Below are 16109 nucleotides of genomic sequence, written 5' to 3' on the forward strand. Positions count from 1 at the left end.
CTTCTAAAGTAAAGGCTTCTACCTCATCGCCAGGATTAGTAACATCACAAAGCACTAATGGTGTTGGTTGTACTAGTACTGGTAATGGGTTTACTATTAATTCTAAGGCTACTGTTTTATAACAACCTGTACTATTATCTTCTACACGCACCCAAATGGTTTGTAGGTCCATAGTTGTGTTTACATATGCATTTGGAGTAGTGATAGGGTTGTTTGGTGCTTCAGCATTAGCCATATTCTCATAATACGTAATGGTGTATAATAATGGGTCTAAATCGTTAGACGTATCTGTGTCTAATAAGTTTAGAATCTCTGGTTCTTTAGTTGATAAATTAAAAACAGCAAAGCCATCGGCATCATTATCACAAACTTCTAAGGGTGTTAAATTAGCAGCCGTTGTAATTTGTGGTGTTGGATTTACAGTAAGAACTAATGCTACAAAAGTAGCACAGTCGGTTGCAATGGTTGAACTCTCTACTCTTACATATATGATTTGGGTATCGACTACAATATTATTGTAGGGACTGGTTAATGCATTAACATTATTTCCGGCATCTGCCATAGTTTCATGGTAGGTTACGGTAAGTCCTGCTGCGCCTCCTGTGATTTCTAATGTTGTATCTGAGAGTGTAAAAACCCCAAAACCATCACTGTCTGGATCGCAATCTACTAAGGGCGTTGGTGTAAACGCTATTGGTGCTTGCTCCACTAACAAGTCTAATGTTGTAGTGTCAAAACAGCCGGTAGTAACGTCTTCGACGCGCACAAATATGGTTTGCAAATCTGCTGTTGTGTTGGTATATAGATTTGGAAGCGCATTGGTTTCTGCGTCAGCATTTGCTTGGTCAATATAATAGGTTACCGAATATGCTGGATTACCACCTGAAATCTCGTTGTTTTTCAGGGTTAAATCAATGAGTGTCATGCCGTCGATAATATTGTCATCACAAACGACTAAAGGTGTTGGAGCTACAGCTATTGGATTTGTGTTAACTAAAATATTAAAGTTTATACTGGTAATTGTACAGCCTGTGGTATTATTTTCAATTCTAACAAAAAGTGGTTGTGGATTGCTTGAGTTTGTGTAAGGGCTTGTTAATGCATTCATATTATTGTCTGCATTAAATTGAGTTTCGAAATAGTCTAAAGTGTAATCTAAAGGGTTTTGTGTGCCAAATACTTCAGCATCAAATTGATTTAAATTTAAATTTGTTACGTCTGGATTATCAGTACAGGTAACAAAGTCATTTACTATATTATTTTGAGGTAAAGGATCTACCGTAATATCCATATTAGCAATACCAAAACAATCGTTTGCATTTTCTACACGAATAAAAAGGGTTTGTACAAAAGCTGATGTATTTGTATATAAATTAGGTAGCTGATTGATTTCTAATTGCGCATCGTTAATAGTTTCATAATAATCGACAGTTAAACCAGGAGGTAAAGTTGCTAGAATTGTTGCATCAGCATCAGAAAGTGTAAATTCTGTGAAACCATCATAATCATCATCACATGTATTCAGTCCTGCATTACCAATATCGGTAGCAGTAACATCTAAAGTATAAATGGCTGTACGAAAACAACCAGTTATAGCATCTTCTACACGAACATATATGTTTTGAAGACTTGTCGTGTTTGTAAAAGGTACTGGTGTAACATCATTTATTCCGTTTTCGGCATCAGCTAAGTTTAAATGATGAGTGTAATTATAACCAGTAGTGTCACCACTAATCATTACGTTTTCATTTGCTTCATTTAAATTAAATTGAGTAAAACCATCAGGATTGCCATCTTCATCACATTGAACTAAATTTGTATTTTGCACTTCTGGTAATGGATTGACAACTAACGTTATTACAGCGGTTGAATAGCATAATAAATTATCTACATTTTCTATACGTACAATAATAGCTTCCGTATTTACTGCTGTATTAATGTAATTTGTTGGGTTTATTATACCATTGGTGTTGGCATCAGCATCAGTTTGATTTAGAAAATAATTAATATCAAATTGAGTTGTATTTTGTGTACCATAGACTTGTGCATTTAATGTGCTTAAATCGAAAGCGGTTAATCCATTAGTGTCATCGCTATCATCAGTTGTATTATCACATTCACTATAAGTAATTGCGGGTGTTGAAGGTTGATCGAATACATCTATAGTGAAACTGCTAACATCGAAACATGATATATTATCATTGTTTTCTATACGAACGTATAATGTTTCAGCTTGATAGGCTACTAGATTAATATATGGAGAAGTGATTGCATTCGTGTTATTATCTGCATCCGTGGAGTTAATATGATAAGTAATGCTAAATTGAGAGGCTTGTTGAGAGACTAAAATAGCTGTGTTTAATGTTACTAAGTCGAAAGACCAAAGGCCATCGTTATTATCATCACAAATTAATTGGTTTGGGACTGTATTTGCTAAAGGACCATCAACAACATCTATTGTAAATGAACTCACTGCAAAACATAATGCGTTATCATTATTTTCTATACGTACAAAAATAGTTTCTAGTTGATAAGCAATTTGATTGGTATAAGGGTTTGATAATGCATTAACACCATTATCGGCATCTGGTTGTGTGTTATGATAAGAAACTGTATAATCAGCATCAGATTGAGCACCTAATACAATTGGATTTAAGTCGTTTAAAATGAAATCAGAAAAACCATCATTATCAGTATCACAAACCACCATATTTGGAGGTGTTATTATGGTCGTGTTATTAGTAACAAAAAGATCGAATTCTTGAATTGTAAAACAATTAGTCGTTGTATTTGTAATGGTAGCAAAAATAGTTTGACCATTATTTGTACTTGTATATAGTCCTGTTAATGGGTTTACACTAATATTAGCATCACTCTCAGTTTCGAAATACGCAACAGCAATATCTGTTTGTGTACCAACAATTACAGGTGTGTTTGTTTCTAAATCAAAAGGTGTTTGACCATCGTTAAAAGGTGCAACTGAATCGCAGACTGTTAAATTTAATGCACCACCATTTGGATTGGTTTCACTAGTTGGAGCATCGCTAAATTGCGCAGTTCCTGTCCAAGTTAAACTAAATGGACTGTCTCCAATAGGTCTATCGATAACAATAAAATATGAATCACCAACAGTTGCATTAATAGCGCTAACAAAACTATTTCCAGCCGCTCCAGGACCCTCAAAATTATCGGTTTCAGTAGTGTTTAAGCCAGTAAGGTTATTGGCCTGTCCAGAACCTTGTGGGTTTGTGGTTGAACATCTTATTGTTGGTCCTAGATTTCCACAAGTGGTGTTTGGTCCAAATATAAAAAAGTCGTAATCTTCTGTTATATTAGTACTGTTAGGTGTTAAAGTAAAAGCTAATGTTCCAGTAGTTGTAACTGTAACTTCTAACCAAAGACTATTATTCTCATTACTACTACAAGAATCAGGAAATTCATTACTATTATTTCCTTGACCACTGACATCTAATACTACATCTGAATCGCCACAAACTGTAACAGCATTGCCACAGTCGTTTGGTTCTTGTGCAATAAGTAAGACAGATTGAAATAAGAAAATAAGCGTAAATATTGTTTTTAAAGAAGTTTTAAACATTAAGTTTTTTTTAATTTTGAATGTTGGATGAGTAGAAATAAAAAAAAATATTTCTAGTTGCAAAATTACTACTATTATAACAACTGAAACTACATAAGCCCTAACATAAAAATCAAGAAATCCTTAATTGAAAACAACTATAGAGCGTTTTATAGAATTAGCGCTTTAAGGTAAAATGACTTTTAAATTCGCGACCATCGTCTAAAGTGACATAAAACCAATAATCACTTTGTGGTAAGGGCTTACCATTTAAGGTGCCGTCCCAACCAGGGCCATTAGGTTTAAGTTGCGTAATTAATTTGCCATAACGGTTGTAAATAAATACTGTTACGTTAGATTGAAACCTGCTATTTGCGCCATAAAAATGCCAGGTATCATGTTCTCCATCTCCATTAGGTGTAAAGTATAATGGAAAGCCTATTATAGAAACGACAGCCTCTATTGTGCCACAGTCGTTTTTTATATCTCTAATAATAATGTTATATACACCAGGTCTAAGGTTTGTAAATGTGTTTAATGTTTGAAATGGTGTTGTTATGCCTTCGTAATCTTCTAAAGCATATTCATATTCGCCTTCTCCTGAGGTTAAAACCGTGATGCTATTATTCTGTAGTTGCCCATCATTAATAATAATCTCATCTATTGTTGCAATATTTGAAGCTTCAATATTAAAAGTTCTCGTGTTCGCGCAATTAGTACTATTATTGGTAACAGTAACAGTGAAAACCCCAATAGTATTTATGGAAATAGTTTGGGTGCTTTCACCCGTGCTCCAATTAAACGTGTAATTAGAAGTGTTAGAATCTTGTAATCCCGATTCTAAAACTAATGATAGCGAACTATTATTAATACAATATAAAATGGTTTCATCTTCTCCAAGCAGTGGCAGAGGATTTATGGTTAGGAGTATTTCATTTATACCATAGCAAATGTTACCATTTTCAATTCTTGAATAAATGGTTTCAGAGTATGGTATTACGTTGTTGTAATTTGAAAGTAGCACGTTTTGTTCTAATAAAGCATCATTATATGTACTATAATAACTAATGCCAAAGCCAGGAGGTAAACCAGTTAAAATTAATGGAGAATAATCGTCTAAATTAAAAGTGTTAATTCCATCTGGAGACTCTGTTTCGTCACAAACTTCTGGTGCTATATAATTTGTAACTTGAGATGTGCTAATACCTATAGATAAAACAGAAATATTAAAACAAGTTGTATTATCGTCTATGACACGAACATATATATCTTGAGGGTTTGAAATATTGATATATGAAGTTCCATTTAATGGGCCAGTACCATTAATGGCATCCATTTGTGAGAAGAAAAACTGAGTAGATAATCCAGCTACATCTCCTGTTAATTCTTCGTCTGCTTGATTTAAATTAAAAGTAGAGAAATCTGAAGTTCCACATTGAAACAAGCTAGCATCAAAAGCTTGTGGTCCTGCTGTGTAAGTAACATTTGCTTGCCCGTTTTGGTCACCACAATTGGTGTTTGTCTCAATTAATACTTGATAATTTCCAGGTGTGTTTATTGTTAACTCATTACTAACTTCTGTTAGAGGGTTACCATCTTTAGACCAAGTATAGATTGCGCCTGGAATAATTTCAGCAGTTAAAGTATAAATATCATTAGTACAAAGTATGAGGTCTAATGTATCGCTTCCATTTTGAATAATATCTATTTGCTGTGTAAAAAACGATTGAATAAATGGAGGCAAACCTTGTCTTGAAACATTACCACTAAGGTTTACACTTTTATGTTGATAGTTACAAGCCATTCCTATAGTATTAGGATTGTTTATGGTGCTTAAAAATGGAATGCCTTCATTGTAGGTTTCGCTAAGCGAACAGTATATTTTTCCATTAGGTCCTAATTGAAGACTGCTTCTATAAAGTTGTTGATTTGTAATAAGCGTTCTACTCGCAGTAATATCTGTAGCAAAAGCATTGTATTGATATAAATTTGAGAAATTTAAAGGCGGTCCATTTGGGTCTGTTGGGTTTTCTTGAGATAAATATGTGGTGACATAAAGCAATTGACTATTAGGGGAAAATTCGACTCCATAAGATAACTCTACTGGAGATTGTGTTTCTAAAAATTCTGGATTAGAGACTGTTCCCGTACTAGCATCAAAATCTGCAATAAATAGACCACCTGTGCCATTAGCACTTGCTAGTTTTGAACTGTTTGGAGAGAATTTTAAATTGCCACTAAAATCTGAAATAGATAGTGCTAAAGTCGATTTAACTGCTGCTGTATTTACTCCAGCTGTACTTACTTCAAAAGCATGAAACGTATCCATATTTGTAGCATTTGTTCCAGCGTCATTAGAAAAAGCAATAACCCAAATATTTCCAGTTAAGCAATCTTTTAATACAGCAGAAATTTTTTCTGCACATTTGCCAAGTAGATTCGTATTGCTGCCAATAACTTTTCCTAAACCACCATTAAATGCTAAGTCTACTGTATAGTAATTTAGTCCTGTAGAATTAGAGTTAGATCCAACTGTAAACACATAATAGATGTTTGGATCGTTAGGTTTTGGAATGGTAATAGCAGATTGTGTACTAGACTCATCTCCTAATAGATTGTTACCATTTTCCATAACAGCATGCGCAGCGTTATAAATTGTAGTACCATCTGTGTATAAAACTAAATTACCATTTTCGTCTGATATACTTGTACAACCTTCAGCAGTAATTAGCTCTCCGTTGTCTAAAGAAGAAACGGTATTGTTTGCTACGTCAAAATTAATGCCTGCATTATTGCCAAAATACCAATTTGCGGCCTGTTGTTGGGCTATTGCCAAAGAAGAAAAAACTATAGCAATAAAAAGCATTAATATTTTTGAATATTTTGCCATTTATTAACGCTTTAAGGTAAAGTGGTTTTTGTATACACGTCCATCTTGTAAAGTTACAGTAAACCAATAGTCGCTTTGTGGCAAAGGTAAACCGTTAAAAGTGCCGTCCCAACCAGAATCTGAAGGGTTTATTTGAGTAATAAGTTTTCCAAAACGATCGAAAATAAAAATTTTAGATTCGGGTTGAAATAGCCTTGAAACACCATACACTTGCCAAGTGTCGTTTATAGAATCACCATTGGGCGTAAAGTAAAGTGGGAAACCAATGATTGAAATAATATCTTCCGTAACGCCGCAATCATTTTTAATATCTCTAACGATTACACTATAAATGCCTGGTGATAATTGCGTAAAAATATTACTAGTTTGAAAAGGAGATGTTTCTCCTTCTTCATCTGTTATTGCATATTGGTAGTCACCTTCACCACTGGTTAATATTATGACTTGGTTGTTATTTAGGCTACCATCAATAATTTCAATATCTTCTAATGTTGCAATATTAGAAGGTTCAACACTAATGGTTCTTGTGTTACTACAAGAAGTGATATTGTTAGTAACTGTTACGGTGTATATTCCAATTGTGTTTACAGTTATTGTTTCTGTACTTTCTGAATTAGACCAATTAAAACTATAGTTCGCAGAACTATCACTTAATCCAGCGTCTAAAGTTACCGTTGTAGGGAATTCGTTTAAGCAATATAATACTGTTTCATCATCACTTAAAGAAGGTATTGGGTTTATAGTTAAAGTTACTTGATTTATACCATAGCAAGCATTATCATTTTCTACACGAACATATAATATTTGAGAATATGGTACTGTATTTTGGTAAGGTGAACTCAACGCGTTATTTTCTAAAAGTGCATCGTTTTCAGTTTGATAATAAGTTATGTCCAATCCTGGTGGTAAACCTAATAGTATATCATCCGAAAAATCATCTAGATTAAAAGTATTAATTCCATCTTCACTCTCTAACTCATCGCAAACTGGTTGCGCATTATAGTCATTAATTTGTGTGTCACTGGTTTCTAAAATTAAGGTGCTAAAATTAAAACAACCTGTTAGGTTACTTGTAACTCTAACATATACAGTTTGAGGATTGCTAATATTATTATAAGTATTGCTATTAATTTCGTTAGAATCACTTTCAGCTTCTATAAGCGATAAGTAAAATTGCGTAGATGGGTCTGGATTGTTTCCTGTTAAATCGTCATTAGCTTCAGTAAGATTGAAAGTTGTAAATCCATCAACCATACCTTGTTCGTCGCATTGGTATATGTTAGTATCAAAAGCTTCAGGAATTGGATTAATTATTAGGTTAATACTTCCTGTAGAATAACAATCTGTATTATTGTTGTTTTCAATTCTTATAAAAAGGGTTTCGGTAATTGGTGTTTGGTTTGTATAATTGTTTGGAAGGCTATTGTTGGTAGCTTCTGCATCTATTAGAGATTCATAATAGGTAATAGTATATTGTGTTGGATTTTGAGAGCCAAGGATATCTGCATTAAAATCTGAAAGTGTTAATGCCGTAAACCCATCCATAGGATTAGCATCATTATCACAACCATCGACATCATTAGAAGTAGTAATTACAGGAGTATTGAAAACTTCTATTTCAAAACTTGTAAAATCAGAACAACGTCTATTTCCAAGATTGTCTATTCTTGCATAAATAAGTTGTGAAGCACTCGTGTTTTGAAACGTGCCATTTATCTCATTAATGTTACCAATCGCATCAGTCATAGATGCATAATATCTTACCCCAAAAAGGGTTGAGTCTTGACCATTTAATATCGTACTTGTTTGTGTTGAAAAATCAAAATCAGCAACACCATCATTATCATTGTCACAGGCTTGTAAGTTTCCTGGTTGAGTGGCTACGGGAATCCCATAATATGTGACATTAGCTTCGCCTTCAAGTATCCCACAACTTTCTCCATTAAATCCTATTTCAACTTTGTAAAAGCCAGATTCCGTGATTATTAAATCGAAATCGCTTTCTGCTAAAGGTAAACCATCTTGAGTCCATGTATAGACACCTCCAGTCAGGTCTTCTGCCATTAATGTAAAGGAATCACCAGTGCAAAGCGATAAATTAGTAGTGCTAGTACCATTTTGGATAATATCAATATCTTCGCTAAAAAATGAAGTAATAAATGGCGGTAAGCCTTGTCTAGAGTCATCAGTTAAGGCTATAGCATTATGCTGATAGTTACATCCTGTCCCAATTATATTAGGATTGTTTACAACAGATAAAAACGGATTGCCATTGTTATAGGTATCACTCATTGCTCGATATAATCTACCATCTGGACCTAATTGAAGGCCTCCTCTGTACGTTTGTCTTTCGTCTAAAATTACTTGAGAATCACTAATGTCTGCAGCGTTTAAATTGAATTGTAAAAGGCCGCCATATTGGCTATTTGCGTCGTTAATGTTTCCGCCATTAGAGAAGAAAGTAGAAACATATAATAAGTTGTTATTAGGTGAGAATTCTACACCATAAGATTGTTGTAGTTGTCCACCGGGAGAATTAAAGTCTATAGTTATCGCCTGATTAAAACTTACAATCCCTGTATCTGTATTGAAATCACAGAGTAATAAGCCTTGCCCAACGTTTGCAACGGCTAACTTTTCTCCACTAGGTGAAAATTTCATATAACCTCTCGCTTCACCAATACTAAATCCTAATAAAGATGTTACTGGTGTTGTATTTACTCCAGTATCTGTTACTTCGTATGCATAAAAAGTATTGTTGTTATTTCCATTACCAGTTGAATTAGCAAAAGTAATCACCCAAACGGCTTGTGTTTGGCAGTCTTTTAAAACAGCACTTAGTTTTTCAGAGGTATTGGCAAGTAATTCGGTATTTGGATTAGATACAACATCTCCTAAACCTCCATCTAAAGTTAAATCAACTTCGTAGTAATTAAATCCAAAGTCTTGACCATCTGTAGACGGAGAATCGACAGTAAAAATATAATAAATATTAGGGTCTTGAGGTTTTGGAATTATTATGGCAGATTGTGTGCTCGATGGATCACCTTTTAATCCAGTACCATTTGGCATAATACCATGGTTGGCATTATAAACAATTCTTCCATCTGTATATAGTAATAAATTACCATCAGAATCTGAAATGCTAGTACAGCCTTCTTCGGTTGATAATTGTCCATCACTAACCGCAGAAACAGTATCTGTATCCAAATTAAAATTTAGACCAGCATTATCTCCAAAGTACCAATTAGAGGCTTCTTTTTGCGCATTAGAAAACACACAGCATAAAAGCGTGGTTAATATTATTATAATCTTTTTCATTTATTATAAGCAATCGCTACCAAAGGTATTGTAAATAGATTGACTTATCAATAGAATAAATGTTAAAATAGTACTACTTTAAAAGTGCTCGATTATAAATCTCGCTTTAAAAGTAATCTGTAAGAAAAGAAAATAAATAGTGCAGACCAACCTAATACAATTGCTATTTCATACCAATGTACTGCGTAGTCGTAGCTTAAGTCTTGCCCAGCTACACTTGCGAGTTCTTTAACAGCGCCAAGTCTAGAGCCGGGTTCGTCTATTAAATTCCAAAGTGCTTTAAATGGTAAAAATTGATACACTTGATCTACTATATCTGTATCTCGATAAAACCCTTTAAAAACCCAATAAGAAATAAATTCAAAAGCGAAGTACACTATTATTGCTCCAATAGCAAATGCAGATCTTTTAATTAGCATACCTGAAAATAGACCTAGGCAAAAGAAACCAAAGAGCTTAATAAAGAAAGCAATTAAATATTCTAAATCAGAAAAAATGATGTTTGCTTCTGTATAACTTGAAAAAATAAGGCCTAAAACTAAAGAGATAATAAAGACAAATATTGTTGAAATAAAGGCAAAAACAATTACAGTGTATACTTTAGATAAGATCCACTCTTTTTTACTCAAGCCATCAATTAAATTCTGTTTAATCGTTTTATTACTGTATTCATTGGCAACCATTGATACAATTACAATCAATAAGAAAAATTTCATTAATCCAGCAACAAACGTGTTAAAGTGCCATATGTATGGGAAATTAAAAATCCCTTGATCTGCTAAATGGAATTTAAAAACCCCAAAATCAAATTTTATGGCAGAGATTAATGCAATAGATGACAAGAGAATAAAATAAGCGAGTATTAATACTTTACTAGCTTTGTTATTCCACAATTTTATAAATTCTATATTTAAAAGTCTTAACATGATCTTTTGTTTTTATTCTGAAGTGATTTCAGTGATGATTAGTTTCTAGTTGTTATCTGTAAGCTGAAGAAATTGTTCTTCTAAACTTTCCTTTCGCATCACTAAATGAGAAATATAAATACCATTTTCTACCAATTGTTTGTTGAATTCTGAAGCCGATAAAGGCGTCTTTAAAAAAGCAGTAATTAGACCTTCTTTTTTTATGGTTTTTTCTATTGAAGCGTGTTGCTCTAAAAACTCAAGCAATTTTGGCTCGTCATCATATTTTAACTCAAAAAAACCATTACTCGAAATCATTTCGTCTACACGACCAGAATATAATTTTTTACCTTTTCTAAGGACCACAACATGAGAACATACTTTTTCCACTTCATCTAATAAATGAGATGCTAAAAGTATGGTGGTGCCTTGGCTTGCTATTTCTCTTATTATTTCTCTAATTTGATGAATACCTTGAGGGTCTAAACCGTTTGTAGGTTCATCTAAAATTAATATTTGTGGATCATTGAGCAGAGCAGAGGCGATAGCCAAACGCTGTTTCATACCTAAAGAATACGTGCTAAAATTACTATCCTTTCTTTCTGTAAGACCAACAAGTTCCAATTTTTCGTCTATTTTGGAATAATCAACACCTTTAATTTTACAAACCAATTTCAGGTTTTTGTAAGCAGACATGTATGGATAGAAATTTGGACGTTCTATAATAGCGCCAACTTTCTTTAAAGCTTCATGTGTGGAAATAGTGCCATTAAACCATTTAAAATCTCCACTAGTTTTATTTACTACATTTAAAGTAATACCTAATGTAGTTGATTTCCCGCTTCCGTTTGGGCCTAAAATACCGTAAACATTTCCTTTTTTAATAGTAAAAGATAAGTCGTTTACAGCAGTTAAATAGCCAAATTTTTTCGTTAAATTGTTAATTTGAAGGATGGTTTCCAATATGATTGATTTTAATACTAAAAATTATAAAATATAATATTTAGGTGTTTGATATAAATGTAAGACGAATCTATTGAACTTTTGTTACACCATATCGTTATTTATCATAATTTTGAATATTATCTTTGACTATGAATGATTTGAAAATTTCGAAAAAGAAGCCTACATATCCAATTTGCACCAAATTGAATAGTTATTTGGATGAATACAATAGGAATACTAATGCGTCTATAAATTATGACGATTTGTTACGTTTTCAAGGCTCTGTAACTGTTTATGATAAAAATGATAAAGACACCCTTTGGATTCGTGTATATTATAGTGAATTCGATAGAGCGGAAATAGATTTAAGTCTCAAGCGTGTGTACACTAAGCTACATAGTGATGGGAACGAAAAGACCATTCCATTTTTAAATATAGATGCGGTTGACTATTGCACTTTTGGAAATTCTAAACCCTTTCGAGTAAAAGTCAGGAATATATTAAATGATAATTACACTTATTTTTACGTAAAAAAGGCTGACGCTTCTCGTGTTTATGGACTGGAATTAGAGCACATGCTATCGCCCTATAACTTGAATTTTATGGTGTATAAGGAGACCCTTGTAGAAGAGCATATTTCAGGAATTCCAGGAGATGAGTTTATAGAGAATATATTGCCAGAGTGTACTTCGTCTGAGAAATCGCAAATAGCAAAGGAGTTTGTAAAGTTTAACGAACGTTGTATGATTAGGCTTCTTGGAGATATGCGGTCTTACAATTATGTAATTGTGCCCACTCATGATTTCGATCATGTGGTATATAAAATTAGAGCTATAGATTTCGATCAGCAATGCTACGAAGGAAAATTTAATGTATACAGACCGCAGTTTTTTAAAGAGAATTTAACAATGGTGCAATTGGTTTCTGAGAAATTTCAGAAAGAATCAATAGATCAATATAAAATTGAAGAGCGTTCTATTGTTGCAAAACGTATGATTAGTTTTAATGATAGGATAGAAGCCCTTTTAAATTGTATGATTAATGATGAAATTTCAAATGATAAAAATGTAAAAATGCTTAAATCTAAAATCTATGACTATACATTAGATCTAAAATTTAAAAGAAGTAGAAATATGGGAAGCATCTTAAAAAATGCTTTATACTATGTAAAGCGTAATTATGAAAATGTAAATACTAAACATTTTTAATCGAAAACAAATCCTTTAGAACTTTACTCTATGTTTTCCTTGAGATTATCATTCTTGTATAAAACGTAGATTTATGATTTCAAATTAAAAATAATGGCATTGCTTAATGTGGGAATTTTGAGTATGTATTTTTTTGGTTTTTCTTACAAATGTCAAAATAAAGCATGCGAAATAGCCGTTTTACAATGTATAGAAAGCTGTTGCTTTAAAAAACATTAATTCCAATGTTCATCGAAATCTAAATTGTCGTAATCGTCAATATTATAATCGTCATCATCATCATCATCATCAAATTCTCCATTTTTTTCTGCTTCAAATATTTTTTCTGGAGCATCGTCGGGTACTTGGCCTTGAACAAACATTAAATTAGGATAATCTACACCTTCGGTTTCTTCAGCAATTTCAGCTAATTCCACGTAAAAAGTCCACATATTTAAAAAGTCGTAAACGTAAATAAGTTTAGTTTGCGCCTCATGAACAGTATCAGATAGTTTAGCTTCGTTCATTAAACGCACTTGGTTCATGCCTTCACTCATGTCAAAAAGTGAAAACTCTTCACCTTGATTCCATTCGTCGTCACTTAAATAAAAGGAAGCCACTTCTGTGCCATCAAAACCAAAAGACTGCGTTATAATATTATGCAAATCTTCCATTGTGTCTGTTTCTTTAATCTCTAAATCGCGAAACACATCGTCTTCGGTATCGTTGTCTAAAATGACTCTAAATCTGTAAATCATAAACTAATAATTGGTTTGCAAAGGTACGATTGTCTTCTATCTTTCCTTTGAAATAAAAATACTTTTACGCCTGTTTTCTAAATATACATAAAATTGAATTCCGAATAAAACTGTAGCAATCACCAAATGTAAAGGTTGTGATAAAAATGGAAAGTCGAAATAATACATCGCAATGCCTGAAATCACTTCAAAAATAATACAAATAAGAGCCAATGTTATTTTGTTGTAACCTAACGCTAAACTTCTATTTCTAATGTATAACCAAGCGTTTGTAAAAAAAACTACAAACGAAAAGGAACGGTGTACATAAAACTGTAATGTTGGGTTTTGCATCCATAATTCCTTTATATAGCCAATACTCTTTACTTGTTCGTCTACGTGATGTCTAACTTGTGTTCCCAAAATAATTTGAATAAGTGATAACAGAATAGCAAATAGTAAAATATTTTTAAATTTTGAATCTATAATTTGATTTTTAAAGCGCGTTTTAGCTGCGAAAATAATGTACAATATAAAGGCAACTATAACCAAAGCCATAACCATATGGATGGTGATTTTATGTGGTGCTAAATTACTGTCTACAACTGTTTTTCCCAACCAAGCTTGAAAAGCCATACCAAAAACAGTGAGAATAGAAAGTATAGTAATCCATTTGTTTTTTCGCCAAAACCAAAAGGAAATAATTGTAAAAATTAATATTGGGATACCAGACAATGCTCCTGCTAAACGATTAATATATTCCACCCAAGTATGTACTGCATTAAAAGTAGCATAGTCGTGTTTTGTATAGGGTTTCCAGTTGTTGAGATCTATTTTTTGAGAAGATTTAAATGCGGTTTCGGCAACTAAAAGACCTTCGTTTTTTATAATAACAATACCTTTTTTGTAATCGTGATTTGCTTTAAAATCTAAATCTGAAGCTTGTGTTGGTGGAATATAATAACCAAAACATTTTGGCCAATCTGGACAGCCCATTCCAGAACCTGTCATGCGCACTACAGCTCCGGCTATAATTACTAAATAGATTAAAACTAATGCGGTTTTCGCTATGGTTCTAAAGTGTTTTTTTATACTCATTTTGTACAATAGTACCTTAATTAATCTGAAATTTTCAATCCTAAAGCTTTTCCTTTTTCTATCATTAAGTTAAAAGCTGCTTCGTGTTCGTTTGGGATTTCTCCTTCTAAAATGGCTTCTTTTATAGCTTCTTTAATAATTCCTATTTCTCTAGAAGGTTTTAGATTAAAAGCCTTTATAATTTCTTCTCCAGAAATAGGTGGTTGGAAATTGCGAACGTGATCTTTCTCTTCAACCTCAATTATTTTTTCTCTAACAATTTTAAAATTGTTATGGTATTTGTTAAATTTCTTTGGATTCTTGGTTGTAATATCTGCTTCGCAAAGCGTCATTAAATCATCTACATATTCACCAGCATCGAATACCAAACGGCGCACGGCAGAATCGGTTACAACGTCTTGAGCCAATACAATTGGTCGTGAACTCATAAATACTAGTTTCTGAACGCATTTCATTTTTTCATTTAATGGCATTTTCAAGCGTTTGAACAAATGATATACCATTTTGGAGCCTTCGAACTCATGAGCATGAAAGGTCCAGCCTACTTTTTTGCTAAATTTTTTCGTTGGTGCTTTTCCAATATCGTGGAGCAGTGCAGCCCAACGCAACCAAACGTCGTTTGTGTGTTTAGCAATATTATCAACAACTTCTAGCGTGTGATAAAAATTGTCTTTATGTTTTTGTCCTTCAACTTCATCAATACCTTTCAAGGCTGTTAATTCTGGAAGGATGTATTTTAATAATCCTGTTTCTTCTAATAATAGAAACCCAACAGAAGGTATTTTACTTTCTAATATTTTATTAAGCTCTACAACAATACGTTCGTTAGTAATTATCTTAATACGTTCGTTATTTCTAGTAATAGCATCAAGCGATTTTTTTTCAATTATAAATCCTAATTGTGTCGCAAACCTAATCGCTCGCATCATGCGCAAAGGATCGTCGCTATACGTAATATCTGGATCTAAAGGCGTACAAATATTTTTGTGTTCTAAATCTTCAACACCATTAAAAGGATCTAATAAATCACCAAAATTTGCTTCAGATAAATCTAAAGCTAAAGCATTAATGCTAAAATCGCGTCGGTTTTGGTCGTCTTGCAACGTACCATTTTCTACTACTGGATTTCGGCTATCTTCATTATAAGATTCTTTTCGTGCGCCTACAAATTCGACTTCAATGGCATCAAGCTTAAGCATTGCAGTACCGTAGGTTTTAAATACTTGAACTTTTGGTTTGTTCGGTAAGTTTTTAGCAACTTGTCTGGCTAATGCTATTCCGCTACCAATGGCAACCACATCAATATCTTTTGCATCACCACGTTGTAATAAATAATCGCGTACAAAGCCTCCAATAACATAGCTATCGAGGTTTAATTCTGCAGCAGATTTTGAGATTACTTTAAAGATGTTGTGTTGCAGTGCTTCTTTGTGATTCATTGTCTTTGCT

8 protein-coding genes and 1 pseudogene are annotated in these 16109 nt (G+C 33.0%); 1 reads left to right on the forward strand and 8 read right to left on the reverse strand.

Annotated elements, in window-relative coordinates; all coding sequences use genetic code 11:
* The 5 genes and pseudogenes from RH82_RS00710 to RH82_RS00730 all read right to left on the reverse strand — a co-directional run.
* Nucleotides 1-3598 (reverse strand): annotated as a pseudogene (locus tag RH82_RS00710) (hypothetical protein); the annotation flags it as partial.
* A 157-nt stretch (nucleotides 3599-3755) separates the two neighbouring features.
* Nucleotides 3756-6467, reverse strand: a complete 2712-nt coding sequence (locus RH82_RS00715) for a T9SS type B sorting domain-containing protein (RefSeq protein WP_034057260.1) — start codon at nucleotides 6465-6467, stop codon at nucleotides 3756-3758.
* 3 nt (nucleotides 6468-6470) lie between these two features.
* Nucleotides 6471-9788 carry a T9SS type B sorting domain-containing protein gene (locus RH82_RS00720; RefSeq protein WP_034057261.1) on the reverse strand — a complete coding sequence of 1106 codons (3318 nt, stop codon included), beginning with the start codon at nucleotides 9786-9788 and terminating at the stop codon, nucleotides 6471-6473.
* Nucleotides 9789-9880: 92 nt separating this feature from the next.
* A complete protein-coding gene (locus tag RH82_RS00725) occupies nucleotides 9881-10714 on the reverse strand; it encodes an ABC transporter permease (protein WP_034057262.1) in 834 nt (277 codons plus the stop codon).
* Nucleotides 10715-10759: 45 nt separating this feature from the next.
* Nucleotides 10760-11656 carry an ABC transporter ATP-binding protein gene (locus RH82_RS00730; RefSeq protein ID WP_034057263.1) on the reverse strand — a complete coding sequence of 299 codons (897 nt, stop codon included), beginning with the start codon at nucleotides 11654-11656 and terminating at the stop codon, nucleotides 10760-10762.
* A gap of 131 nt (nucleotides 11657-11787) precedes the next feature.
* Between RH82_RS00730 and RH82_RS00735 the strand changes: the two genes are divergently transcribed.
* Nucleotides 11788-12846 (forward strand): hypothetical protein, encoded by a 1059-nt coding sequence (locus tag RH82_RS00735; protein ID WP_034057265.1) that lies wholly within the window; start codon nucleotides 11788-11790, stop codon nucleotides 12844-12846.
* A gap of 215 nt (nucleotides 12847-13061) precedes the next feature.
* Here the strand turns inward: RH82_RS00735 and RH82_RS00740 are convergent, their stop codons facing one another.
* Genes RH82_RS00740 through RH82_RS00750 form a run of 3 tightly spaced genes read right to left on the reverse strand, consistent with a single transcriptional unit; the run spans nucleotide 13062 to nucleotide 16099 of the window.
* Nucleotides 13062-13583 carry an IS1096 element passenger TnpR family protein gene (locus RH82_RS00740; protein WP_034057268.1) on the reverse strand — a complete coding sequence of 174 codons (522 nt, stop codon included), beginning with the start codon at nucleotides 13581-13583 and terminating at the stop codon, nucleotides 13062-13064.
* A 36-nt stretch (nucleotides 13584-13619) separates the two neighbouring features.
* Complete coding sequence (locus RH82_RS00745; RefSeq protein WP_034057679.1) at nucleotides 13620-14654, reverse strand: COX15/CtaA family protein; 1035 nt, start codon at nucleotides 14652-14654, stop codon at nucleotides 13620-13622.
* 26 nt (nucleotides 14655-14680) lie between these two features.
* Nucleotides 14681-16099, reverse strand: coding sequence for a CCA tRNA nucleotidyltransferase (locus tag RH82_RS00750; RefSeq protein ID WP_034057270.1), 1419 nt, complete (start codon nucleotides 16097-16099; stop codon nucleotides 14681-14683).
* Nucleotides 16100-16109 lie beyond the last annotated feature (10 nt).

The sequence above is a fragment of the Lacinutrix jangbogonensis genome (assembly GCF_000797445.1).
GTDB classification, from domain to species: Bacteria; Bacteroidota; Bacteroidia; order Flavobacteriales; family Flavobacteriaceae; genus Lacinutrix; species Lacinutrix jangbogonensis.

Excerpts from the sequence above, each read along its gene's own strand:
- RH82_RS00750 (WP_034057270.1), bottom strand. The coding sequence starts at position 16,099 with ATGAATCACAAAGAAGCACTGCAACACAACATCTTTAAAGTAATCTCA.
- RH82_RS00715 (WP_034057260.1), bottom strand. The coding sequence starts at position 6,467 with ATGGCAAAATATTCAAAAATATTAATGCTTTTTATTGCTATAGTTTTT.
- RH82_RS00740 (WP_034057268.1), bottom strand. The coding sequence starts at position 13,583 with ATGATTTACAGATTTAGAGTCATTTTAGACAACGATACCGAAGACGAT.
- RH82_RS00735 (WP_034057265.1), top strand. The coding sequence starts at position 11,788 with ATGAATGATTTGAAAATTTCGAAAAAGAAGCCTACATATCCAATTTGC.
- RH82_RS00725 (WP_034057262.1), bottom strand. The coding sequence starts at position 10,714 with ATGTTAAGACTTTTAAATATAGAATTTATAAAATTGTGGAATAACAAA.
- RH82_RS00720 (WP_034057261.1), bottom strand. The coding sequence starts at position 9,788 with ATGAAAAAGATTATAATAATATTAACCACGCTTTTATGCTGTGTGTTT.